This is a genomic window from Candidatus Nitrosocosmicus sp. R (assembly GCF_054408505.1).
The window spans coordinates 1,268,475-1,293,849 of the sequence record NZ_CP167090.1 but is presented as its reverse complement, the minus strand read 5'-3'; the positions used below and the strand labels follow the sequence as shown (position 1 = coordinate 1,293,849).

The following is a 25,375-nucleotide window of genomic DNA, read 5'->3' as shown; positions in this document are numbered from 1 at the left end:
TAGTATTTAGATTCGAAAATAGGTTCATAGAACAAGTATTCGAAACCGGGATCAAACCAAATTGAATCAATACAGTCAAACTGGTCCAGTACGATTGAAACTAACTAACTCTGATATTATCGACAAGATAAACACCAGAAAATTAGCAGAATGTTATTTAACAAAATGACGTAGTATTTTGACAATTTCGCACTTATTCAACATTCTACGTAAGATGGGATAGGATAGGATCGGATAAAGAACATTGAAAAGACCAATCTTTGTACGCCCCTCATCCCAAGTAATAGTCTATCCTTTTGGTTCATATTCAGAAACAAAAGTGAAATATTAGGTAAGATCGGTGAGGGAAAGGGTATTGTAACAGTCCCAGCAGATATAGGTTAAGGATCACGCACTTGTTGAAACTAAGATTTTGAAGACTTTAATAGTACAAGCATATTAACTAGGGGAATAAGTATTCTATTTGGTGTTTAACTAGATGGTAGTAGAAGATAGTATAAAATCATACCCTGAAGAATTGTATATCAATGATCTATACAAAATACATAGGAGGGATATTTACAAGGAACAATATCTTGTAGGCACAAAGATCAAAAAGGATAGAAAGATAATTAATGTTCAAGAGATGACACTAGATAAAACATTACTTAGAGAATTAAGGGACAGATTAAACAAAATGTCCTTAGATTAACCTATCTTAAAGAATTCAAGAATTCAAAATATTGCACTCTATAGTCAGTAATAATTATCCAATTAATAGAAATCTGATACCCAAATAAAGTGTGGATGATGTTCATGCGGACATGCAACGGCCTGGAATGGAATCGGGTCCAGAGGGATTTGAACCCTCGACCAGCTGCTCCGCAGGCAGTCATTCTATCCATGCTGAACTATGAACCCAGTATTCTTAAATAGTAAATTTCTATAAATCTCTTTTTAATTGACTTTGGTGTGGGTGAAAGGATTATAAACAAATAAAGTCTTAAATAAAATAATAATAATATTGAATGGCTTTCTTAATGACTTAGCGACTAAAGTTCTTTTATTTGATGGTGCAATGGGTACAGAAATCCAAAAATACGAACCTAGAGAAAACGATTTTCTCAATAATAAGGAGGGATTTAACGATAGTTTGAATTTTACCCGTCCTGATTGGATAAAGACGATCCATAAGAGCTACATCAAAGCAGGCAGTGATTGTATCGAAACCAATACTTTTGGTAGCAACAAACTTAAATTAGATGAATATGGGCAGGGGGATAAGACCATCGATTTTAATGTTCAAGGAGCAAAACTTGTTAAAGAATCGGCTACAGAGACAGGTCGTGAAGTTTATGTAATCGGTTCGATGGGTCCATCAGGATATTTACCTAGCTCAAACGATTCGGATCTGGGTAATATTTCATTGGGAGAAATCGAAGAAGCATTTTTTGTTCAAGCTCAGGGACTGATAATTGGAGGTTGTGATGCCCTCCTAATTGAAACAGGACAAGATGTGCTAGAGATGAAACTTGCTGTTGAAAGCTGCTTTCGTGCTATGAACAAGTTAGAAAAGACTTTGCCGGTAATTACCAACGTAACCCTAGACCAATATGGGAAAATGTTACTTGGATCAAGTGTACAGGCAGCATATACAACTTTAAGTAATTTAGATATCGACGTATTTGGCTTAAATTGTTCTACAGGACCCATGGAAATGACACCTAGCGTGCAATGGTTATGCGAACAAGATGAGTTACCCATCTTAGTCATGCCCAATGCTGGAATGCCAGTGAATGAAAATGGTATGGCTAAATACTTGATGACTCCGCAAGAAATCACTCTAAAACTTTCCGAATTCGTGAATAAATATGAAAGGTTAAAAATAATCGGCGGGTGCTGTGGTACTTCAGTAGATCATATAAAGCATTTACACTCCATGCTTAACTCAAGGAATAAAACCCCTGTAAGTTTATCCCTTGAAGACGGAACTGCTACCTAAATTCTGATAATCTAGACAGGTAATTAATATGAAAAAAATTTACAATGAAAAACCAAAAGTATCTTCTGCATTAACTTCTTTGGAACTCCATCAAAATCCCCGTCCATTAATCATTGGAGAGCGCCTGAATTCTCAAGGATCAAAGAAAGCCAAGAAAATGGTACTCGAGAATGACTTTGACGGATTAATTGAGTTAGCGAGATACCAGGTTGAGGATGGCGCACACTGTTTAGATGTATGTGTTGCAACAACAGAACGGTCGGATGAACAGGATTTCATGCAAAAAATTGTCAAGAGGCTTAGTTTAGAAATAGAGGCACCATTGGTAATTGATTCAACGGATTCAAAAGTTATTGCTACTGCCCTCAAGCAAATTCCTGGAGTACCTATAATTAATTCAATTAATCTAGAAGGCGATGGGAGTAGATTTAATGATATTACTCCGCTGATGAAGAAATACGGAGCACCTGCGGTTTCGATGTGCATAGGACCCAATGGGATGGCAAAAACTAGACAGGAAAAATTAGAAGTTGCAGGAATTTTGCATGACAAAGCAATTGAAGTGGGTCTAAAACCATGGCAGTTAATTTTTGATGTATTAACATTTACGTTAGCAACAGGTGAGGAAGAATATGTCGCATCTGCTGCTCATACTCTAGATGGAATAAAATTCGTAAAAGAAAAATATCCAAAGTCTTTGACGACGCTGGGATTAAGTAACGTAAGCTTCGGATTATCGCCGCTAGCTAGAAAATATCTCAACTCAGTTTTCTTGTATCACGCAATAAAAAGTGGTCTCGATACTGTGATAATTAATCCTAAAGATATCATACCATACCCTCAAATCAATTCTAGGGAGAAAGGGATTTGCGAAGATCTTATTTTTAATAACAATAATAATGCATTGTCTGAATTGATTTCTTACTTTAGTTCCTATAATTCTACTGATGGGACAGGAACAGCATCAGCATCCACAGGTATCCAAAAACAGAACAATTTAATGGAAATGGATGCAAGTTGGGATGCAGGTAAAAAGTGCTATTTTAGAATTGTTAATAGACTAAAAGATGGAATTGAAAACGATGTAGTTTTATCTATTTCAGAGAGAATTTCATCGAAAGATGATTTTTCTATACTAGACGAATTATCGGAAAACGGTACGATGAGGAAAACACTTTCAGGTAATAAAGAAAAATTACATGAGGCCTCAGTAGAAACACTAAATGAAGTTCTTCTTCCTGCAATGAAAGAAGTGGGAGATAAATTTGGCGCTGGAGAATTGATCCTGCCTTTCGTTCTAAAATCGGCCGAATGTATGAAGGCTGCAGTTTTGGAGCTAGAGAAATACCTGATAAAACAAGAGGGAATTAGCAAAGGAAAAATCGTCCTGTGTACTGTATATGGCGATGTACATGATATAGGAAAAAATTTAGTAAAGACAATATTGGTTAACAATGGCTACGAAGTTTTTGATTTAGGGAAACAGGTTCCAATTCCTAGTATCGTAAACAAGATTAAAGAAGTAAACGCGGATGCTGTGGGATTATCGGCGTTATTGGTTTCGACATCAAAACAAATGCAGCTTTTCTCAGAATTTTTGCGAGAGAATAAGATGGACATTCCAGTTTTATGCGGTGGTGCTGCAATTAATAGCGATTACATTAATAGGATAGCAAAGGGGGATGGCAATATTTACAAAGCTGGAATATTTTACTGCAAAACTGCCTTTGAAGGACTGAAGGTGATGAATAATCTGATGAGCGGTAGTAAAGAAGAGTACATGAATAAATGGTTGGAAAAACTATCAAGTTGGAAAGAAAGAAAATATAACGAGGCTACCAATGCGCAAGATTTAAGTAAAATATTAAGCAGCGTGAAACCAGTAAGAGATAAACCTGTACCTCCCAAATTTAATTTTGTAACCAGACTAGAGAATAATGACCTTCCGCTCAAAGAAATATGGCAATACTTGAATAAGAAATCCCTTTTTGTCTTGTCGTGGGGATTGAGGGGAAAAAAAGCTACGGAATTGAAAGACGAGTTTGAAGAACTACTTAAAGAATGGAAGGTCAAAGTTGTAAAGGAGAAATTATTTGATCCTCACGCAGTTTATTCTTATTTTCGATGTCGAAAGGTAGGAAACAATAGCCTCGCAGTAAAATACCACGACGGTACTAAGATTGATTCAGAACTAACGTTTGAATTCCCCAGGTCTAGCAATTCTTCACATTTATGTCTTGCAGATTATTTTGATTCAGAATCCGATGATGTAGTTGCATTTCAGTCAGTAACAATGGGAAATAAAGTTGCTGAAACAATAGATGAATGGAATAAACAAGGTCGTTATACTGATGCCTACTACCTACACGGGTTGGCAGTGGAAACGACTGAAGCTTTAGCAGATTGGGTAAATTATAAAATCAAGGAAGAGTGGGGTTAAAGGTAGGTGGATTGAGGTACAGTTGGGGTTATCCAAGTTGTCCAGATATAACCCAACATTTCATGGTATGGAAATTATTGAATCCTTCAATTAGTGGAATGACTCTAACTGAAAGTGGACAAATTGATCCTGAATTCTCTACTGCTGCTATAGTCGTACATAATCCAGTGGCTCAATACTTTACATTATAAGCTGCTGTCAAATTTTCCATTAACTTTATTATATTATAATGGCTTTTGCTTTTTAATGGGAAAGGTAGAGAAGGGAATTACCTGCAGTGTCTTAAGTTGCGAAGAGACTGCGGATAGATCAATGAGTTTGGCAAAGGCTAAAATGTCACAAGATTTAGATTTTGATAATTCAAAAAAGCGCGTATATTTATGTAGGAATCACTACAAAGATTGGAAAAAATCTTCCAAGGAGGACAGAGATAATGAAAGATTGAGATGGAATTAGACAATACTCTGATTACCTTAGAACTATTTTTACATCATCCTTTTTCTGTTGCTTATCTTTCTACTATAAGAATCTCATATAACCAATTCTAAGAAGCTAATATGAAAAAAGTAATAAACATCTTTATTTCAACTAATCTATCGACGAGTTGATTTAATGTTTGGCTTTGAGTAATCCAACTAATTTCATTAATACAAAGGAATTGGATAATAAAAGATGGTTTGTTAGGGTATTACTCTTATCATCCGTCCTGGTAATTCTATTCACTAAAATTTATTTGACCATATATGTGATAGACCTGGGAGTAGGTATCTACAGCATTTTAACTTCATTTATTTTATTTAATATTTTATTAATTTCGTATTTTCGGTATAAAGACCCATACATTAAAAATTTCGATAAGGTAATTCCTGAGAACGAAAAACCGCTGGTATCTATTGTAGTCCCTGTAAAAAATGAGGAAGCCGACATTAGTACATGTATACAGTCATGCATTGACCAAACTTATAAGAATAAGGAAATAATCGTCATAGACGACGGTAGTACGGATAAGACTGGTGAGATTCTAGACACGATTAAGGATAAAAACAAAACAGTTAACCTGAGAATAGTACATCTTAAGGAAAGCCTTGGAAAGAAAAAGGCTATAGAGGCCGCTAGCAAGATTGCGCGCGGCGAGATTTACGCTTTCATGGATAGTGATTGTGACATGGCTGCTGATGCAACTGAAAAGGCTGTGCAGATTTTTTACTCAGATAAACAAGTAGGGGCCCTCACTGGACATGGACGAGTTAAAAACAGACACACTGGAGGATTTCGGGATCACTTTCTTGAGAAAATGCAAGACGTCTACGCCGATGGGGCTTGCAGGGCACAAAAAGGGATGGAAACCGTTTTTTATTCCGTTAGTTGTTGTGCGGGATCACTTAGTTTCTATAGACGGGTTGCTATACAAGATTTTATTCCTCTATGGGCACGAGACAGATTCCTAGGTATGGAGTTCAAATTTGCAACAGATAGAAGAATGACGGCCTATGTTTTGTCGACTCGACCTCCAAAGATTTCTAACATATCAACCAGCCAACAATATGCCCAGATTCCAATCCTCAACGCTGAGGGTACTGCCAAGAGTTCTATGTCCGAAAATATGTTAGAGAACGAGAATGGTCTAGATGAATCTAATCAAGATGTCCACGGATATTGGAAGGTTCTGTATTCGCAAAGGATAAGGGTAAATATTGGAGTTCCACCAACACTTGATTCATTAATAAAACAACAGGTTAGATGGAGGAAGAGTTTTATAAGAAGTTTATTTGCTGCTGGAGGTATTTTTTGGAAGAGGCCATTTTATGTAGCACTTTTATACTATTTACAAACTTCAATGAAATTTATCAGGCCTTATATTGTGGCGACGACTGTCATATTTATGCCCCTTGCCGGTGACTTTATAACTCCTATTGTCTGGTTTGCGGGAGTATTGTTTACTGGGATGATTTATGGTGTTGATTTCAGACTGAGAAACCCAGGCGACAAGAATTGGGTCTATAGGCCTTTTTTCCAGCTTTTGTCGACCTATGTTTATACTTGGCTCTTAATTTACGCTGCAATTACCATTAAGAAAACTGGTTGGAGATGATGGGTGCACTTTCAAATTTCTAGAACAAATTAAATAAGGGAACAAGTTTGAAATCAAAAATTGAATTTAAATATACGGATGTAGTTATAGTCGCTTTAGCAATGACAATAGGTTTCTGTGTTATACTAATGAATCTGACCGGATTGTGGCCTTGCCAGATACTAGAGGCTACAGGCCAATACTTTCAAATTGATACACTTCAAAATTCAACAGGAGCAATAGACAAAATCATGTACGACATGCATAACTCGCTAGAAGGTCTTTTCCGCTGTAGTTAATCTTGTTTCTTTCATCCAAAACAATTTCTTCAATCATATACGACATGGATTACTTGCTAGAAGGTCTTTTCCGCTGTAGTTAATCTTGTTTCTTTCATCCAAAACAATTTCTTCAAAGTATCTTAATACAGTAATTTCAGATATCTTTGGAGGATCTATTTTTTTTCCTTCGACCAAATCCAAAACCATTTTAGGGAAGTTGGCACCGGCCAAAGTTGTAAAAATTGTACCCCCGCCAAGCCGAGGATTTATTTCTACCAACTTGAATTGATCTGTCTTGTCTTTTTTCATTTGAACGCAAGAGGGTCCAATAATTTTAAGTTTTTTCACTATCCTCATGGATTCTTCAATTAATTCTTTATCAAGAATAATCTTACCTTTTGTTGAAATACCACTTTTTGTCTGCAACCTTACACGTGGAACAGATATTATCGGGTCGCCGTCCAGATCACTCATGACATCAATTGTATATTCATCTCCTGGCAAAAATTCTTGGTAGATCATATTTGGGAATTTAGAGCAAATGTATTTTTTTTCTTGCTCATCGTTTACCTGAATTACATCCCTACTGCCCTTTCCAAAACGAGGCTTTGCAATAACCGGATAAGTATCAATTTCATTTGGATCTAACGTGGTAAAGGGTAGATTGAAAAATTTGTTCAAATGATTAAATGTGTATATCTTGTCTCTACAAATTTCCAAAATTTTTCGGTCACTCACGACGGGAATCACCCCATGTTTTTTCAATTTAGATTTGAATTCACTGAATGGAAAAATATCGTAACCTGACGATGGCATTAAAATTTCTATGTTATATTTGTCGATTATGTTAAGCAGCACTTCCAAATAATCTTCTGCTTCAGCTTCTGGTATCACCTCATAGTAGTCAGATAAATAAAAACCTGCAGATAAACTGTTAGAGTCCGTAGATAATATTTTGCCCTTAAAATCTGATAATCTCAATGATTTTATCGTATTTATTCCAGCAGGTGCAGAAGCACCGGGAATCAATACTGTGGATATTTTTCTACGCAATGGGCATCCGTTTTTAATAGAGTTAAATTTGTTAATGATATAAATATTTTTGAACGTTTTAACTAAGAAAAATTATAAAATATATTTGCATAACTTTTTCAGATAAAATTATGATGCTAAACATGAAAGAAGATTTGCATATACATTGTAACTATAATGACCATTCTTCAAAGGATTTAACCATACCTAATATTATAGATAAATCAGAGTCTGTAGGCTTAGAAAGGATAGCTATTACAGAGCACGTACGAAAAAATTCTGATTGGACGAAAAAGTATATCGATGAAATAAACTACTACATCCCAAAGACTAAAATCAAGATCCTCAGAGGATTTGAGGCCAAGATATTAGCAGACGGTGAAGTTGATTGCCCAGCAGAGTACTTAAACAACGAGTATTTTATCATCGCTAGTTTTCACACAAAATACACCAAGGAAAAATGGTACGGAGCGTTAATTAATGCAATAAAAAATCCTAATGTGGATGTAATTGGGCATCTCGCTCCAGAGATTGATTTTAAAGTAAATGAATCTGAATTAAGAAATTTAGCGGAATTGGTAGTAGTTAATGGGAAAAAAATAGAAATTAATTCAAAATATGTACGGCCACCCATAGAATTTTTGAAAATTTTTAAAGAATTCGGTGTAGAATTCCATCTAGGTAGCGATGCACATGCCATTAATGATATAGGTAATTTTAATAGAATAAAGAATTTGGTAAATCTTATAGAAGAGAAATAAGATATAGTTAAAAAGAAACTTAAATAGATATTAATGATTAAAAGGTTTGGGAAGTAATACGGTAGCCACTATTGACGGTGACAGTAAATTAAGTGCAATATTCTCCAGATATCTGAATTCTTCAGATTCAGATATTAGCAAGTTTGTACAATCCATCCCGTCAAAGTTCGACGAAGCAGTTGATATTTTGAGCGAAAATCCAGTACCTAAAACAGATGAATTTATTGGCTCAAATCGTAAACTTCTCAGAAAAGCTACAGCAAATTTTCACGCAAAGGCAGGAACTCTTAATGAGAAGATAATAAACCAAATTGATGCTTTATCAGATGAAAGATTAAAAATTATCGTTGGAATTCACCAGCCCAATTTATTTGCATTTAGTGGGGTGTTTAAGAAAATAGTATTATTAGAGTCACTTGCGAATCACTCCAAAAGGGAAAATCACACTATCGTTCCCCTGTTTTTGATAGTTGATCATGATTTTATGGATGATAAATGGATGCATGTGGCAAAATTGCCTAGTATAAGAAATGCCACCGGAGTACTTGATTTAAGATATCCAATCAACGATTCAAAAAGATGGAAGATCTCAAGTAAGACTGACTCACCGACTCGTTCCTTAATAAATTATTGGGAAAATCAGATATACAATTGGATAAAAAATAACAAGGATTTGTCAAAGTCTGAAGTTAAGGGTTTGTATGACAGATTCCAAAAGTTCTGGAATATAGTTGAGGATGCGTTTTTACTGGCTGATAATTATTCTGAATTCAATTCAATTATCATGTCAAAGATCGCCAATAATTTTTGGAATTATAAAACATTATTTGTAAATCTATCAGATCTTTCTCGAGTATTTCAAAGGGGATACAACTTCCTTTTATCTGAAAATGAAAATTATCTAAGATCATTAGAGATATCAGAAACTTATTTTAGAGAACATGGAATATATACTGGGGTAAGCGCCAACCTAAATAAGCATTCTCCCTTATGGTTACACTGTGATTGTGGCAGCAAGGCTTCCTCTAAAATAAGCAGGAAGGATAATGGAGAAATTGTACTAATCGGTAAATGCATATCGTGCAAGAAAAATTTATCATTATCAATTGGCACGAATGGAAAGGTCTCAATACCAGAGAACAAGATCGATATGGTTTCTCCACGAGCAATCCCAATCTTGCTTCTATTATCGAGAGAATTGGCTATTTCTGGCTATATCTCAGGTACTGGTGGTAGCATAGGATATACGATTGTAGGAAAGAAAGTCTTTGATGAAATGCAGATAAGGTTGCCCGCTATGATGCTCTGGGCAGGGAACGATGTTTTTACAGGGATTGCCCAAAGAGAAGCATCAAAATATTTAGAGGAGAACAATATATCTAGTATGTCTGAGTTCTTCATTGATATCAATTATAAGAATGATGAGTTGAGGAAAAAAATCGAACCCCTGATATCTAGGCGAAATGAAATTTATAAGAATAAAGAACAATTACATGGTCTCTTAAACAATTTATTTTACTATAAACAAGAACAAAGAAAAATTAAGGAAGTCATAAAGAACGTTCAAAAATCTAAAAATGCATTGAAATTAAAATCTTGTATAATCGATTATGCCGTTAATATGGAGATGGAACATATCGAGCACGAATGGTCTCACAATTTGGTTAATAATAATGATTTGACTAAACCAGTGCTGCTAAACTGATAAATCATTTAAAATTATTAGTCCGATGAAAACCATTAATATTGTCGTTACCTCAGCCGGTGGAATAGTAGCACAAGGCATAATCAAATCATTGAAATATCATAATAAGTATTCGAGGCTTAAAGGACATGAATACAAAATCCTAGCAACAGATATCAATTATGAGGCCTCCGGCCTATATAGGGCGCACAAATTCTCCCTTATCCCAAAACCAACGGCTAAAGAATATTTAAAATCAATCGTAAATTTGTGTAATAGAAACAAAATTCAAGTTCTGTTTATAGGATCAGATGTAGAACTGCCTGTATTATGTAAAAATAAAGATCTTATTGAGGAGAAAACCGGTGCAATAGTGATTACGAGTCAACCACAAGTAGTGGAATTGTGTCGAGATAAATACAGGACAAATGAATTTTTACAAGAAAATAATCTGAATTTCATTCCAACTTGTTTGCACCATGAGATATACGACTTTATGAAGGACTATAGATTTCCACTAGTGGTAAAACCTCGAGAGGGATTTGGCTCGAAGCTATTTCAGATCGTCAACTCTATTGAAGAGTTAGAATTTGCCTGTAAGGCAATAACTCAGACAGGGTGGAAACCGATGATCCAGAAATATCTAAAAGGTGATGCAAATGAATATACGACCGGGTTGACTCTAGGCAAGGAAAAAAATCAGATCATGTCCACGATAACGCTTAAGAAAGTTCTAAAACACGGTCAAACCTATAAGGCGTTTATAGACAAATATCCCAAAGTTACGAAAGTATGCAATCAGATAGCAAAGAAATTAAGAACTTTTGGCCCACTAAATATTCAATCTCGAATAGATGTGGATGACAATAAGGTCAAGATCATAGAAATTAATCCTCGATTTTCAGCCTCTGGTCCAATGAGAACAGTGGCGGGAATAAATGAGCCTGACATAATGGTCAGAAATGTTTTATTTAATGAAGACATAAAAACCCTGGATCATAAATCGCTTGTTTGTTTTAGATATTGGAACGAAACTTACATTGATAAGAAAAAATATGAAAGAGTCTTATTGCAAAAAAAATCTGTCAAAACATTAAACTCTTCAATTGTAGACTATTTCTAACAGCATTACTAATATTTACAAATAGTTTTTAAAAATTGTAAAAAATTACCACTTTGAAATTCGGATTACTTCGAAGGCTTCAGCGTACTTGCAATTTAGTTGGTATCCCCTGAATGCAGCTCGACCTTCTATTGCATCGATCCAAATCGGACCACATCTTAATTGTTGAGATTCAAAGCACTTTAGAGCTGATTTTTTTGGTTCCATATAGTCAGATACATCTATGAATAACTGTGGTCTAAATGCTTGTTCTGTGATTCCTCCTGGGATTGTCGTTTCATACATATACAAGTCGGTAGTATCTCTGCTTCCTGAAATGACAGATTTGGTAAGTGCTTGGTGGTCTTGATGTGAATCGCCTATCCATTGAGTAAATACTGCTACGGGTTTATAATCAATCATGTACTTGTCCATTATTCCAATTAGTTTTCTGCTATGAGTCATTTCTCCTGGAGGAAGGTCTAGGAAGTCTGGCTCAGGACATCCCATTACCTTTGAGGATCTTACTGCTTCCATTCTCCTCTCGTCTTTTTTATCACTTTGAGTAAAATTAGGTAAAGTGGCAACTACTAATTTCACCTTATAACCGAGTCTAGATAGCTTTGCTACGGTTCCTCCCATTCCTATCTCCAAATCATCAGGATGAGCACCAAAAACTAGAATATTTTCACTTTTTGCATCATTTAACATTAGTTAATTCATCTTAGTGCTTTTATGATTTCACAGTCTTTTTCTTCACAGGATTTATTAAGTTCCTTAGCATTTTGGAAATATTCTCTATAGTCCTCATCAATCTCCATGGCTGCTTGAAGTATTTTGCTTCTTATTGTGTTAGATGAATTGATAAACATTCTTGTATCTTTGGGAAGACAATGACCTCCTATTCCATCCCTAGGTTCTAGAACTTCTACATTCCATTTTGTATTGAGTGATTCACGTAATTCAGAAAAACTGATACTGTTAGACTTGCAATAGAGATAAAGCTCTTCTGCAAATGCTATTTGAAGATATCTATGAGCATTTTCTACTATTTTTGTTAGTTCTGCTACTTCAACTGACGATACTGGATGCATTGGAATTGATAGAGTTTTTATCCCAGCTGTTAATTCAGCCTTTGTTGTTTCTGTTGTCTGGGATACCACTTCCCGTCCATCATAAAAGTTAAGACCGTGTTGCAAGCAGCAGTTGCTCACACCTCCTACAATACGTAATTGATTAACACCGTGAACCTCTTCTTCTAATGCATACCATCTATGTGGTGCATGTACAACGTGTAGTCTGTGGTCTACTTTTTCAAATACTTTTTTAGATGTACCTTTTGGTATTGTGCTTTCAATTGATATTAGTGCGCCTGTTTTAGCTTCTCTAGATAACTTTTCAACTACAGACATCAAACCATCTACTTGTGGTGTAAACATATCATCTGGTCTATGTGTAGATACACAGATAATTAGTACGTCAAAATCACCAAAGTTGGATGCTTGCTTTATTCCATAGTTGGCTTCAGCTGATTGCATGGTTTTTTGATTTATATCATATCCATAAGTATCAAAACCATGTTCTTTAACATATTTTGCAACTGGAAGACCAAGTTGGCCAAGTCCTATGATAACTACTTTGTTGCGTGTAAACGATAAATTTTTTGACTTATTTTCGTTGGACAAATATAGTCATAGTCAAATCATAAATTATTAAAGAATTAAGATACATTCAGCACGAAATAAATTTCTCAATAATATTATATTATTTTAATTCTGGAATCAATAGAAATTGGAAGGGTAGAATATACGCCGGAATATAAAATAGTAAAAGGTTATATATTACGACACGGGTCAAATTATTACGTGCTTAACAACTTAAGAAATAGATTTGATCCTATAATTGAGAAGGTAGGGAGAGGATTTGCAAGTTTAGGTTTTGGACCGAGCTTCTGGACATGGGTAGGTTTAGGTCTTTCAATAATATCAGCTATTATGTTTTCTTTACATTCACCTGCGATTGGAGTGGATTGGTATACTGCTACATTCTTAGGTAGTTTATTCCTACTTTTAGCAGGCTTCTTTGATGTCGTAGACGGAGCGGTTGCCCGGGTAACAAAGAGAACTTCGGCATTAGGTGGATATCTCGATTCAGTTTTGGACAAGGTATCTGAAATAATCATATTTACAGGTATCCTAATAGGCAGTTTTACAAACCCAGTGCTTGTTCTAATTGCTCTTTCGCTTTCATTGTTAGTTAGCTATACAAGAGCCCGAGGTGAAGGGTTAGGCGTAGACCTAAAAGGAAAAGGCATTGCAGAGAGAGCCGAAAGAATAATCATCATTGTGGTTCTTGGTTTTATACCGTTCCAAGAAAACATATCTGTAGCCCTATGGATTATTTCAATCTTAGCAGCTGTAACTGTACTTGAGAGATTAAAAATAGTCTCTACAAAGTTCGGGACACCTCTGTTTTCAGTACAAACATTCAAAGATATGTCCAGCAGAAACCATGAATATGAGGCTTCATCTGGTACTATTACATCCAGAATTAATGAACCACCAACTTCATTATCAAAAATCACCAAGAATGTTAATGATTATTTAGAAAAACCCGATAATAAGAAAATGACAACTCCAGACAAAACTTCCAAGTCATCATCAACCACAACAACAACTACAAAAGCCCCACCTCCACCACCATCATCATCAACCACAACAACATCACCTCCACCATCATCATCAACAACAACTACAACATCACCTCCACCATCATCATCAACAACAACTACAACATCACCTCCACCATCATCATCAACAACAACTACAAAAGCCCCACCTCCACCATCATCATCAACAACAACTACAAAAGCTCAATATTTAGATCAGACTGATCCAAACGAAACAGGAAGAAATCTTGCTGATATTATTTTTGGTCTTGAGCAAGAAGGTGAGGATGAGATTTATAAGAAATTTACAAAGAAAATTACTGATAGTGGCAAAAACGATACAACATCTAGCTCATCTAGTGAAACTGATAGTGGCAAAAACGATACAACATCTAGCTCATCTACTCAAGACGATAAGAAACCTGAAAATAGCCAATAAAAACAAAATTTTTTTATTTTAAAAAATCAAGTAAATATTACCGAAGCAATGAAACTTGCTAATTGGTAAACACTCTTCATTAAAATATACAAATAAGACTCTATAGTATTAAAAAAATTATCTAGCCTAATTTTCCTGAGTTTCGTCTATCGTTTTCCGATCTTACTTTTACTATACCTCGGTGTACTGCGCAGGAAACACAATAAAATTTGACATCTGTTGAAGGGGCAATATAAGCACCTTGTGCTTTCAATTCTTTAGCTAACTGAGGCTCTACCAGGGTGATTCTTCCTGTTATTTTCTTTGCTTTATCTCTGGGCACCATCGCACCGCATTGACTGCAATGAACGGTTCCTGAACTTCCTTTTCCACCTTTCGTTCTTCCCCTGCTGGTTCTTTTCTTAGGCATCCAATAATTTTGAAACTATTTCTATCCTTTAAATCTTATGATAACCTTATTATGTTGCTTTAAAATTTTGAACTAAGAAAGATAAAATTCATGAAAATCTGCATTGCTTCTCATGTGGCCCTAGATGAAATTATAGATCTAGAGGGTGAAAAGACTGAAAGTCTGGGAGGACCAGTTTGCTATGGATCTCTATTAGCAAAAACATTCAACTTTAATACTTTTGCTGCTACTAGAGTTGGAAACGATATTGTGCCAAAATTACAACTGCTGAGAGATTGCAACGTAGTTGTAACCGAAAATCAAATTGACAAGTCAAACCCTACAACAAAATTTAGGCTTATTTTGAATGGGGGTAGTGGACGCCAGCTTTTCCTCTTGTCAAGTTGTTCGCAGATTAATGCGAATGATTTTGTGGATAGTGATGCGTTCTTATTGAGTCCCATATTTGAAGAAATTTCTCAAGACACTCTCCGCAAAGTGGTGGAAAATTACGGGGATAAATTCATAATGGTTGATCCGCAAGGATTTCTACGATATAAAAACAATGAAGGGTTAATCCTAAACAGGAAAAGTATTGATTTAGATCTTAAAGGAGTGACGGCCATAAAAGCTGACCCGGAGGAATTATCGGCTCTTACCGGAGGAACTAATTCAATTGAGGGAATGATAAAGTTACGAGACAAATTTGGTCTTGAATTTATAATATCAACTGGTAGTAATAGCATTATTTTTTTGCATAAGAATATTGTATATACAATTAAGTTTAAAAAAATTGATAGCCCTGATCATACGGGCCTTGGTGACATTCTTGCTACTGGATTCACATGCGCTTATTTAAAAGAACGAGACCCGCTTTGGGCGATTTGTTTTGGAGCGGGATCCGTGATTTCTTCGCTGGAATCAAAAAGGAAGGGAGTTCAAAAAGTTCCAGAAAGAATGAATTCAATTGAGAGGTTTGCGTCTTATTTCTATAATACTATAAATTTTAAGGTCGTTGATTAGAAGATAAAATTGGAAATAAAAACAAACTTTATTAAATTACCTTAATCAAACAAAGATTCATTATAATGCGAATTGCTTTGTCAGGATTTACCGGTAAAGATTCAACGATGTTAAGCCAAGTGGTAAAAACACTAGAAGAATCACACATACACACGCAGATCATGAATAGTTCAAACCAAGATGTTGCCAAGGACGTTGATATGGTATTGGTACCCGGCGGTGACCGTGGTATCCTTAATTATTTTCACAAGACATCGGTGCAGTCGGCTCCTGTTTTGGGACTTTATGAATCGAATTCTACCGGTTTTCTTGCCCAGATCGACGTCAAAGGTATTGATTCGATAAAGGATTCACTAAAGTCCGGTAATTACGAAATAAGAGAGGAAGAAAGACTAGCAGTTAAGGTTGATGGGAAAGAAATAGAACCTGTACTCAATGACGTAGCAATTTTTTCGAACAAAAGTGCCATCCTGATGGAACATTTTCTCAGGATAAACAATAAAGATATTTGGCATGATAACAGTGATGGAGTAATTATTGCTACGCCTATCGGATCCACCGCATATGCTATGTCAGCAGGTGGTCCAATTGTTCTCCAAAATTCACATGTTGTTGTAGTGGTATCTGTCAACTCATTGGACAATACTAGAAGGCCTCTAATTGTGTCAGATGAAAGTTTTGTAGAGATAGTAGACATTACGTCGAGTCACCATTGTGAGGTAATATTGGATGGAACATCCCGTGTAAAGATTACAGATAAATTACAATGCAACAAACATGAATTTCCTGCTAGGTTAATTACGCTTAATAACAATTATTCAGCCACCAGAATAATAGAGAAAAAGGTAAAGTACGCTGAAGATCTTTTACGTATGCCACCAAGTGCTAAACTAATTCTAAAAACACTAGAGTATGAAGGCGCCATGACCCAAAAGGATTTAATTAATAAGACAATGTTACCAGAGAGAACAATTAGGTTATCATTATCTCACCTGTTAAATAGAGGGTATGTAAAAAAGAAAATATCTCTCAGAGATGCCCGCCAAAAAATTTATGAACTAAAAATCTAGGATCTAAGATTTTTAGTTATTTCTTATTTTCAAGAGTTGCTCTTATAAAATTTTCAAATGCAGGTTCTGGAAACCCTGGTCGACTGTGAAATTCACCATGATACTGAATACCTAGGAAGAACTTATGACTAGGTATTTCTAAAATTTCGATCCTTTTTCCTGCATCTGATGACCCAGTAAATTTCATTCCTTTGTTTTCTACCAGATCTCTATACTTTTGATTAAACTCATACCTGTGTCTATGGCGCTTTTGAACAATGTTTTTTCGATATATTTTTGAAGCAATAGAACCAGGTTCAATTTGAATATTGTGAAGCCCTAATCTCATCGTACCTCCCATCGCTTTGATTTGTTTTTGTTCGGGCATATATAGAACCACTGGGTTGTTAGTCTCCGGATTGATTTCTGTTGAATTTGCACCCGTTAGTTTACACACATTTCTAGCAAACTCAACTATTGCCAGTTGAAAGCCAAAGCAAATCCCTAAAAAAGGAACACCATTGACCCTTGCAAAATTGCATGAATTAATTATACCTTCGCTACCCCTACTTCCGAATCCTCCGGGAACCAAAATACCATTAAATTCCCTTAAGCATTCAAGAATCTTTAAATTAGTATTTGTACCATGTTTGTTAGAACCAGGGAATTCCAACTTTTCAGAATCTATCCAATCTATAATTATTTCCTTGGCGAATTTAGCACCAGCATGTAGTACCGCCTGTGATACGCTTACATAGCTGTCTTTCAATTCTACGTATTTTCCAATTATTGCTATTTTCACACTCCCATTGAATTTTAGAAAAGAGTTGGCAATCTTATTCCATTTCAAAATTCTTGGTGATAAATCTAAATTCAAACTCTTTGAAATTACTTTCGTAATCCCCTGATCATACAATATTCTTGGAACAGAATAAATTGAAGGTGCATCATGACTAGACATTACACAATCCGTCGGAATACTAGCAAAAAGTGAAATTTTTCTAATCGTTTCTTTGGTTAATGGAGTTCTACACCTCACTGCCAATAAGTCAGGTTGTATGCCTATCCTGCGCAATTCCTGTACGCTATGTTGGGTAGGCTTTGTTTTTTGCTCGCCTACAGCGTCCAGAACAGGGGCCAAAGTTACGTGAACAAAGAAAGTATTTGTATACCCGTCTTCCAACTCCATCTGTCTTAATGCTTCCAAAAAAGGTAAGCTTTCAATATCTCCAACCGTTCCCCCACATTCTACGACCATAATTTCTAGATTCTCTTCTGTGGATATCTTTCTCAACTGTTTTTTTATTTCATCCGTAACGTGTGGAATTATTTGTACACACTGGCCAAGGTATTTTCCTTGCCTCTCTAATCCTATCACATTTGAAAAAATTCGCCCGGCAGTCAAATTGTGGCTCGATTTTAAACTCGTATTGAGAAAACGCTCGTAGTTTCCAATGTCCATGTCACATTCACCCCCATCATCAGTAACAAACACCTCACCGTGAGTGAGAGGATTCATTGTTCCTGCATCATAATTCAAATAAGGATCTATTTTTATGCAAGTCACTTTCAACCCACAAAGTTGTAATAATTTGGCGATAGATGAAGCTACGATTCCTTTCCCTAAGCCAGACATTACTCCCCCAGTTACAAATATAAATTTTGGAGAATTGGTCATAATTGCTTTATAGAAAATGTAGATTGAATCTATGTTAATTAAGTGTTTATTATTATTTTAGCGAAAATTAATGTTACTAAGATGAAAAGTTTTATTATGGTATCTCACATATAATAAGTATATCATCATGAATTCTTTTGAAAATAATGACAATGTCTTTGGCAAAGATAATGACAAAAATGGTATTGATAATAGGGAGCCCATTAAAGGGAAGAGTGCCATAGATGCTTTACATGAGGATATAGTCAAAGAGAAGGAAAAAAACCTCAACTTAAAAATTTCAGATATGTATGGTGTAGACTATGAAGAAGCAAACGAAATTCACATAAATTATCACAGTTTGAGATTGAAAAAAATGATACAAAAATCAGAAATATTATCAAGTAAGAGTGCATTCATTGAAAGTCACCTTGATTTGAAAACTCTCTCCACCCAAGTTGCATTTGGTGAAATTACTGAAAATACCTGCATTGATATCTTGATTGGTGTGATGAAGAATCAGAAAGAGACTAAAATAAAAGATAGATATATCAATTTCTATAGTTAAAAGGTTGTAAACCATTTCTACCACATTAATTTAACCCACCAAGATGACAACAAATAATCTTAGATTTTCCAGCACGAAATCCATGCTAAAAACACTCGTGAAGAACTCTTTTAAAGCTATTGACGATGGAATGTACGAAATTTATGGAGAGCGCGACTATAGCAATCATACTTGTTTGAGCATGCAGAATAACATTCTTAAATGCAAGCAGAATCCAATCCTAACCGAGATAAAGTATGCATCCCCGTCAAAGGGAACATTAGTAGACTATAATGATATGAATGTCGAGGAAATCGCTACGACAATGGAAAATGCTGGAGCTATCGGTATATCGATTTTAGCTCAGCCATACTTGTTTAATGGATCAATAGGCAATATTTTGAGAGCAAGGAAGCATGTTACTGTGCCAATTCTGATGAAAGACATAATGGTAAGTGACGTTCAAATCAAAGCTGCAAAAAAAGCCGGGGCCGATTCCATTTTGCTAATAAAGACAATCTTTGACAGCAACTTGACTGAGGGAAGCCTAGATACATTGGCCGAGTATGCAAAGAAAATCGGTCTGGAAGTGATCTTAGAGACTCATGATGAAATTGAGTTTAGTGAGGCTGTAAAGAGTAATAGTAAATCAAAAAAACCCTTTAGCCTAATTGGTATCAATAACAGGAACTTAAGTACACTAGATGTAGATTTGGACACGACAGTTCGGATATTATCCGAAAATTCCAAAAGTAACAATATTGTGATTTCAGAAAGTGGTATAAAGGGCCCAAAGGATATCATAAAGCTAAAGAGTGCAGGAGCAGATGCATTTTTGATTGGGACAACTTTAATGGAGAAATCTAAAGAGATGGGCCAAAAAATAAGAGAATTAGTCGAGAGCTAGTTTTAATCGATAAAGTATTATGTAGCAACTGACTAATTTCATTTCTATATATTTGAAAAATAACACTGATTTAGGAAAATTTGGAACATATGGAGGAAGATATGTTCCAGAGACATTGATTCCAGCCTTAGAAGATTTGGACAAATGGTACCAGAGATTGAAAGTAGACAAGTCTTTTCAACGCGAACTAAACGGTTTATTGATAAACTTTGCGGGCAGGTCAACTCCCCTCTATTATGCTAATAATTTGACCAATCAACTTGGAGGCCCAAGAATTTATTTAAAAAGAGAAGATCTCCTCCATAGCGGAGCTCATAAGATAAACAATACTTTAGGACAGGCTTTAATTGCTAAAAAAATGGGCAAGACCAGAATAATTGCCGAAACAGGGGCTGGGCAACATGGAGTGGCAACATCAATAGCATCAGCAGTTTTCAATCTCAAATCAGAAATTTATATGGGCGCAAAGGATGTAGAAAGACAGCAACTCAATGTTTTCAGGATGAATTTATTGAATTCAAAAGTGCACTCGGTACATTCTGGGTCAAAAACACTGAAGGATGCTATAAATGAAGCACTGAGAGATTGGATTGCGAATGTACGCGATACACATTATTTAATTGGTTCTGTTATGGGACCTCATCCATTCCCTACAATGGTAAGAGATTTCCAAAGTGTGATAGGTAAGGAGATAAAGGAACAAATACAAAAACTAACTGGAAAATTGCCTGATGCGGTGATAGCATGTGTTGGTGGCGGGAGTAACGCTATTGGATCATTTTACCCTTTTGTTAATGATAAGAAAGTTAAACTGATAGGAGTAGAAGCTGGAGGACAGGGAATTCGAACACGGTTCCATGCTGCCACGTTGTCAAAGGGAAGAATGGGGATCTTCCATGGAATGAAAAGTTACTTTTTACAGGATGAAAATGGACAAATAAGCGAGGCACACAGCATTTCTGCTGGACTTGATTATCCTGGAATCGGACCTGAGCATGCAAATTTAATGGATACTGATCGCGCCACTTATCCTTCCGTAACTGACAAAGAAGCGGTTAAAGCCTTTGTACTATTGTCAAAACTTGAAGGAATAATTCCTGCATTGGAGTCGGCGCACGCAATTGCGTATATCATGAAAAATGCTAAGAATTTCAAGAAGGATGAAAATGTTGTAATAACCGTATCCGGTAGAGGTGACAAAGATTTGCAAATAGTAAGGGATTATCTCTCCATCTCAGAAGAAGGTGTTCAAAAGAACACCCAATCAAAAGGAATTGGTCGTACTTGAAAATTGAAAATAAAATTACTCGAACTTTCAATGATTTAATACAAAAGAATGAAAAGGCATTGATTGGTTATGTTGTCGGAGGATATCCTACACTGGAACTTTCTAGAGAGATAATCGAACAATTGATCCAATCTGGAGTTGATATTATTGAAATAGGAGTACCCTTTTCTGACCCGATGGCAGATGGCCCTATTATCCAAGAGGCGTTCTTGAAGACTCTCAATTCTGGGATTGTTCCAAAAGACTGCTTAAATTTGGTGAAATCAATCAAGCAAAGACATAAAGAAACTCCGCTGCTATTAATGACATATTCAAATATACTTTATTCTAATGAATTAGAAAAATTCTTAATCCAGTCTAAAAACTGTGAGATAGATGGTTTCATAGTACCAGATTTGAATTTTGAAGAAGCTGATGATTATTTAAGAATAACAAACAAATTGGACCTTACAACTGTTTTCCTGATCTCCCCTAACACAAGTACCAAGAGATTAAGGAGGATATCCGCCCTGTCTACTGGTTTTGTCTATATGGTATCGGTTTTTGGAATCACCGGATCGAGAAACAAATTTGAAAAATATACCTTCGAATCTATATCCCGTTCGAAAGCCATTGTTTCTTCATATAGGAAACACTTAGCAGTAGGCTTTGGGATTAGCACTCCCAAAGATGGACAGAGAATGATTGAGGCTGGAGCAGATGGCATTATTGTAGGAAGCTCCCTTATCGACATAATTAGAAAAAATGAGCACGATCGCAATAAGATGATGTCAGAATTAGACATTTTTGTCAAAGGTTTGAAGGCTGTTTGCAAGGTCCCAAATTGAAAGTTATGTTTTGAATAGCAACTTTACAGCATGAATGAAATTCAACTAAAAGATCGGTTCCTGGATTTTCTAAACCTAAATCCCACAAACGGCTTTTTTGGAAATAGTTCAAACCACTATGAAAAATATATTGAAATCAAAAATGAAGCTCTAAATAGAAAATTTGATTTAATATTGGCAGCATGTAAAACAAAAAATATCAAAAGAAAGGATATTAAAAATAGTACAATTGAGATGGATGACGATTTAAAGAATATTTTTGCCAGGTCAACGTTACTAAAAACAATATCAGAAAGTTACAAAATGAATATTGAAAAAATTACTCTATATCCTATCGAAATTAAATCAGATAAAGACAAACTTGATGAGAGGCTAGCTAATCAAGTAATTGAGGCAATCCTCTCATTTGGTCGTTCTATAGTAATATTAGACAATAAACACTCTTCAAAAATAATAAAAAACGGGTTATCAAGAATATTACCTTCGACTTTGATAGGATATTTTAGTGAAACTGATGGATTCGCGGTAATAAATAGACACGACCGAGTGTATTCAGACAGCTTGTTAAACGTAAATAAGATGAATCTGATCCGGACGCTGGAAAAAGCAGAATGTCAAATTAATATTACCAAATTGTATAATAATTTAAGGAAGCTACAATCCATTCATCAAAAGTTGATTTATAATCAGATATTCAAGGATGGACAGTATCTTTTGAAGGACGAGGTAATATTTATGAAAGAACTTTCATCATTGAATCTAAAGATCAACGTTAAGAAGGAGATTATCAAGACAATCCAGCAACACAAGAATTACAAAATCACAGATTTTACAGAGTAGCAGTTACTAAGCCAGTATTATCACTCGCGTATCCCAAAAAATTCATCCTAATCAAATGTGTCCTTCCAGTTCCAAATGTAACAGATATTTCAAGATCATCCAATTTATCAGATGAATCCCTCCCTTCCAATTCCAAAATAACGACGTGGATTGTTTCGTGAGCAATTACTCTTTCTATAAGCTCTTCGATATGAGTGAAGCTCTTTGCTTTCGATAATTCAGATACTTTGGAGACGACAAACATGAGTGAGTAATCTAATTGATCATGCAATTCAGAAATCGGATTATCGTATGTACAGTATTCCTGAGAATCATCATTCGAACACGCCAAGGTGAAATCCACTATTCCCACATCTTATCAGCATCAATTCTGAAACAAAAACATTTCATTTGTTTTCAAATAGGTATGGAATATATCAAACTAAATATTTTAGTTAGTAAATATGCGAATATTACAGTTACATGTAGATTTTGTAGAATATTTGCCTGTCAAAAAGGAAATAGATGACGCTGAACCTTTATTAAAAAATGAGAAGGAACGAATAGAAGATACGGTTGTTATATTAACATCGATAGAGCATGGAGATGATGAAACTCTAATTGAAGACTTTGTAAAGGAAACTTTAGAATATCTTAAGAAAATTAAGTGTAACTCTGTTTTAATTTATCCATATGCACATCTTAGTTCGACTTTAGAACCGCCAAAAAGTGCATATAAATTAATGATTCAGTTAGAAAATGCCTTAAGGGCTCGTACGGATACCATCGTGGTTAAAAGAGCTCCATTTGGATGGACAAAAGAACTTGGGATCAAGATAAAGGGGCACCCATTATCGGAAAATTCAAGACATATTGTTAAAAAAAATCCTGAGAAACAGGCAAATACTTTGGTTGATATTGCTACTTCAAAATTAGACATTAATGAAAGCGAAGGATCATTCTCTAGTGCACTAGCTGCTGAGAAGGATCTAAAATCAAATTGGAATGTCCTAACTGTTGACGGGGATTTGATCCCCTACAATGACTATAAATTTAAAAAATCCGAAATCAATCTAGAGAATTTGTTCAAATATGAAATATTTCGAAAAAGAACAGTGGAAGATCAACCCCCTCACGTTAAGTTGATGCGAAAATTGGGTATAGCCGATTATGAGCCGGCCTCTGATTCTGGGAACATGAGATTTTATCCAAAAGGCCGATTGCTAAAATCGTTACTAGAACAGTTCGTGACCAAAAAAGTCTCTCAATATGGTGGATTAGAAGTAGAAACACCAATAATGTATGATTCCCACCATCCATCGATGGAGAGTTACTTCAATCGCTTTCCCGCAAGACAGTACAATATTAAATCAGATCAGAAAGATTTGTTTTTGAGATTTGCCGCCTGTTTTGGCCAATTCCTAATGACTAAAGACTTTCAGATATCATATAAGAATTTGCCACTTAAACTATACGAACTAACCAGATATAGTTTCAGAAGGGAAAAGAGTGGAGAACTGGTTGGATTAAGGCGGTTGCGTGCATTTAGTATGCCTGATTGTCATGCATTTTGTAAAGATATTGATCAGGCCAAAATTGAATTTTTGAAACGACTTGATTTATCTATTTCTGTGATGGAAGAAATTGGAATCTCTATTGAAAAAGATTTAGAGATGGCCATAAGATTTACCAATGAATTTTATACTAATAACAAAGAGTTTGTTCAAAGTTTAGTAACGAAGATTGGTAAGCCAGTTCTCGTGGAGATGTGGGACGATAGATTCTTTTATTTTGTATTAAAATGGGAGTTCAATTTTCTAGATAACTCTGGCAAAGCGTCTGCTCTAGCTACAGATCAAATTGATATTGAAAATGGGGAACGATACGGCATTACCTTCATAGATGAGTCAGGCAATAAGAAAAATCCCATAATTTTGCATAATTCACCTAGCGGAGCTATTGAGCGGGTCATTTTTGCATTGCTCGAAAAATCTGCCAAGATGATGAAAGAAGGAAAAACACCATATTTACCAATATGGCTAATGAATACCCAAGTGAGATTAATTCCCGTGAGAGACGATTTTATCCCTAAATGTGTTGAACTACTAAAGCAACTGAAAATTAATTCTATTCGCGCGGATATAGACGATAGGGAGGATACTCTATCCAAAAAGATTAGAGATGCGGAAACTGAATGGATTCATTATACTATAATAATCGGTGAGAAAGAAGTTGCCACTAATTCAATTTCAATCCGGGATAGGTTAAAAAAATTGAGTTATTCTACAAACATAGATGAATTGATAGATATAATTAAAGAACCAATGAAAGGTAAGCCCGACCTTCCCATCAATTTGCCTGAATTCCTCTCAAAGAGACCAAAAATTGCTTCTTAGGAAATTTGTTCTCGT

At 35.4% G+C, this 25,375-nt stretch carries 25 protein-coding genes and 1 tRNA gene; 19 read left to right on the top strand and 7 right to left on the bottom strand.

Translation table 11 applies throughout. The features are described from left to right. The first annotated feature begins 478 nt into the window (after positions 1-478). Complete coding sequence (locus tag AAGU22_RS06725) at positions 479-691, top strand: hypothetical protein (RefSeq protein ID WP_458721423.1); 213 nt, start codon at positions 479-481, stop codon at positions 689-691. Positions 692-825: 134 nt separating this feature from the next. Here AAGU22_RS06725 and AAGU22_RS06720 read toward each other — a convergent pair. Further along, positions 826-900, bottom strand: a tRNA-Arg gene (locus AAGU22_RS06720). A 103-nt stretch (positions 901-1,003) separates the two neighbouring features. Between AAGU22_RS06720 and AAGU22_RS06715 the strand changes: the two genes are divergently transcribed. From AAGU22_RS06715 to AAGU22_RS06690, 6 genes are all read left to right on the top strand, one after another. Then, entirely contained in the window at positions 1,004-1,981 is a 978-nt protein-coding gene (locus tag AAGU22_RS06715; protein ID WP_458721422.1) for a homocysteine S-methyltransferase family protein, read from the top strand. Between the two features lie 28 nt (positions 1,982-2,009). Further along, positions 2,010-4,421 (top strand): dihydropteroate synthase, encoded by a 2,412-nt coding sequence (locus AAGU22_RS06710; RefSeq protein ID WP_458721421.1) that lies wholly within the window; start codon positions 2,010-2,012, stop codon positions 4,419-4,421. Positions 4,422-4,432: 11 nt separating this feature from the next. Continuing rightward, entirely contained in the window at positions 4,433-4,612 is a 180-nt protein-coding gene (locus tag AAGU22_RS06705) for a vitamin B12 dependent-methionine synthase activation domain-containing protein (RefSeq protein WP_458721420.1), read from the top strand. Between the two features lie 55 nt (positions 4,613-4,667). Continuing rightward, on the top strand, positions 4,668-4,877 hold the full coding sequence (locus AAGU22_RS06700; protein WP_458721419.1) for a hypothetical protein: 210 nt from the start codon (positions 4,668-4,670) through the stop codon (positions 4,875-4,877). 160 nt (positions 4,878-5,037) lie between these two features. Continuing rightward, the gene (locus tag AAGU22_RS06695) at positions 5,038-6,513 is read left to right on the top strand and encodes a glycosyltransferase family 2 protein (RefSeq protein ID WP_458721418.1); all 1,476 of its coding nucleotides are present in this window, start codon (positions 5,038-5,040) and stop codon (positions 6,511-6,513) included. Positions 6,514-6,560: 47 nt separating this feature from the next. Continuing rightward, positions 6,561-6,791 carry a hypothetical protein gene (locus tag AAGU22_RS06690; RefSeq protein WP_458721417.1) on the top strand — a complete coding sequence of 77 codons (231 nt, stop codon included), beginning with the start codon at positions 6,561-6,563 and terminating at the stop codon, positions 6,789-6,791. 33 nt (positions 6,792-6,824) lie between these two features. Here AAGU22_RS06690 and AAGU22_RS06685 read toward each other — a convergent pair whose 3' ends face one another. Further along, entirely contained in the window at positions 6,825-7,826 is a 1,002-nt protein-coding gene (locus AAGU22_RS06685) for an ATP-grasp domain-containing protein (protein WP_458721416.1), read from the bottom strand. A gap of 122 nt (positions 7,827-7,948) precedes the next feature. Between AAGU22_RS06685 and AAGU22_RS06680 the strand changes: the two genes are divergently transcribed. Genes AAGU22_RS06680 through AAGU22_RS06670 form a run of 3 tightly spaced genes read left to right on the top strand, consistent with a single transcriptional unit; the run spans position 7,949 to position 11,373 of the window. Next, on the top strand, positions 7,949-8,566 hold the full coding sequence (locus tag AAGU22_RS06680; protein WP_458721415.1) for a PHP domain-containing protein: 618 nt from the start codon (positions 7,949-7,951) through the stop codon (positions 8,564-8,566). Positions 8,567-8,612: 46 nt separating this feature from the next. Further along, on the top strand, positions 8,613-10,271 hold the full coding sequence (gene bshC / locus AAGU22_RS06675; protein ID WP_458721414.1) for a bacillithiol biosynthesis protein BshC: 1,659 nt from the start codon (positions 8,613-8,615) through the stop codon (positions 10,269-10,271). Positions 10,272-10,296: 25 nt separating this feature from the next. Beyond that, the gene (locus AAGU22_RS06670) at positions 10,297-11,373 is read left to right on the top strand and encodes an ATP-grasp domain-containing protein (RefSeq protein WP_458721413.1); all 1,077 of its coding nucleotides are present in this window, start codon (positions 10,297-10,299) and stop codon (positions 11,371-11,373) included. 45 nt (positions 11,374-11,418) lie between these two features. On the opposite strand, the gene AAGU22_RS06665 is transcribed toward AAGU22_RS06670, so the two are convergent. Next, a complete protein-coding gene (locus AAGU22_RS06665; RefSeq protein ID WP_458721412.1) occupies positions 11,419-12,063 on the bottom strand; it encodes a PIG-L deacetylase family protein in 645 nt (214 codons plus the stop codon). Between the two features lie 8 nt (positions 12,064-12,071). Beyond that, positions 12,072-13,037: an NAD(P)-binding domain-containing protein gene (locus tag AAGU22_RS06660; protein ID WP_458721411.1), complete on the bottom strand. Its 966-nt coding sequence runs from the start codon at positions 13,035-13,037 to the stop codon at positions 12,072-12,074. 180 nt (positions 13,038-13,217) lie between these two features. On the opposite strand from AAGU22_RS06660, the gene AAGU22_RS06655 reads away from it, so the two are divergent. Next, a complete protein-coding gene (locus tag AAGU22_RS06655; protein ID WP_458721410.1) occupies positions 13,218-14,459 on the top strand; it encodes a CDP-alcohol phosphatidyltransferase family protein in 1,242 nt (413 codons plus the stop codon). 121 nt (positions 14,460-14,580) lie between these two features. Here the strand turns inward: AAGU22_RS06655 and AAGU22_RS06650 are convergent, their stop codons facing one another. Beyond that, on the bottom strand, positions 14,581-14,868 hold the full coding sequence (locus AAGU22_RS06650; protein WP_196815891.1) for a 30S ribosomal protein S26e: 288 nt from the start codon (positions 14,866-14,868) through the stop codon (positions 14,581-14,583). A gap of 90 nt (positions 14,869-14,958) precedes the next feature. Between AAGU22_RS06650 and AAGU22_RS06645 the strand changes: the two genes are divergently transcribed. Next, positions 14,959-15,870: a PfkB family carbohydrate kinase gene (locus AAGU22_RS06645; protein WP_458721409.1), complete on the top strand. Its 912-nt coding sequence runs from the start codon at positions 14,959-14,961 to the stop codon at positions 15,868-15,870. A 65-nt stretch (positions 15,871-15,935) separates the two neighbouring features. Further along, entirely contained in the window at positions 15,936-16,940 is a 1,005-nt protein-coding gene (locus tag AAGU22_RS06640) for a sugar kinase (RefSeq protein ID WP_458721408.1), read from the top strand. 16 nt (positions 16,941-16,956) lie between these two features. On the opposite strand, the gene AAGU22_RS06635 is transcribed toward AAGU22_RS06640, so the two are convergent. Continuing rightward, positions 16,957-18,597, bottom strand: a complete 1,641-nt coding sequence (locus AAGU22_RS06635) for a CTP synthase (protein WP_458721407.1) — start codon at positions 18,595-18,597, stop codon at positions 16,957-16,959. A gap of 127 nt (positions 18,598-18,724) precedes the next feature. Between AAGU22_RS06635 and AAGU22_RS06630 the strand changes: the two genes are divergently transcribed. From AAGU22_RS06630 to AAGU22_RS06610, 5 genes are all read left to right on the top strand, one after another. Then, positions 18,725-19,144, top strand: coding sequence for a hypothetical protein (locus AAGU22_RS06630; protein ID WP_458721406.1), 420 nt, complete (start codon positions 18,725-18,727; stop codon positions 19,142-19,144). Positions 19,145-19,226: 82 nt separating this feature from the next. Beyond that, positions 19,227-20,030 (top strand): indole-3-glycerol phosphate synthase TrpC, encoded by an 804-nt coding sequence (locus tag AAGU22_RS06625; RefSeq protein ID WP_458721405.1) that lies wholly within the window; start codon positions 19,227-19,229, stop codon positions 20,028-20,030. Between the two features lie 52 nt (positions 20,031-20,082). Further along, the gene (gene trpB / locus AAGU22_RS06620) at positions 20,083-21,318 is read left to right on the top strand and encodes a tryptophan synthase subunit beta (protein WP_458721404.1); all 1,236 of its coding nucleotides are present in this window, start codon (positions 20,083-20,085) and stop codon (positions 21,316-21,318) included. After that, positions 21,315-22,145, top strand: a complete 831-nt coding sequence (gene trpA / locus AAGU22_RS06615; RefSeq protein WP_458721403.1) for a tryptophan synthase subunit alpha — start codon at positions 21,315-21,317, stop codon at positions 22,143-22,145. The genes trpB and trpA overlap by 4 nt, the downstream gene beginning before the upstream one ends. Before the next feature lie 30 nt (positions 22,146-22,175). Further along, a complete protein-coding gene (locus AAGU22_RS06610; protein ID WP_458721402.1) occupies positions 22,176-22,985 on the top strand; it encodes a hypothetical protein in 810 nt (269 codons plus the stop codon). Here AAGU22_RS06610 and AAGU22_RS06605 read toward each other — a convergent pair. Continuing rightward, positions 22,975-23,337: a hypothetical protein gene (locus tag AAGU22_RS06605; RefSeq protein WP_458721401.1), complete on the bottom strand. Its 363-nt coding sequence runs from the start codon at positions 23,335-23,337 to the stop codon at positions 22,975-22,977. The genes AAGU22_RS06610 and AAGU22_RS06605 overlap by 11 nt on opposite strands. A gap of 91 nt (positions 23,338-23,428) precedes the next feature. Here AAGU22_RS06605 and AAGU22_RS06600 point away from each other — a divergent pair, with 91 nt between their 5' ends. Then, positions 23,429-25,360, top strand: a complete 1,932-nt coding sequence (locus tag AAGU22_RS06600; RefSeq protein ID WP_458721400.1) for a threonine--tRNA ligase — start codon at positions 23,429-23,431, stop codon at positions 25,358-25,360. Positions 25,361-25,375 lie beyond the last annotated feature (15 nt).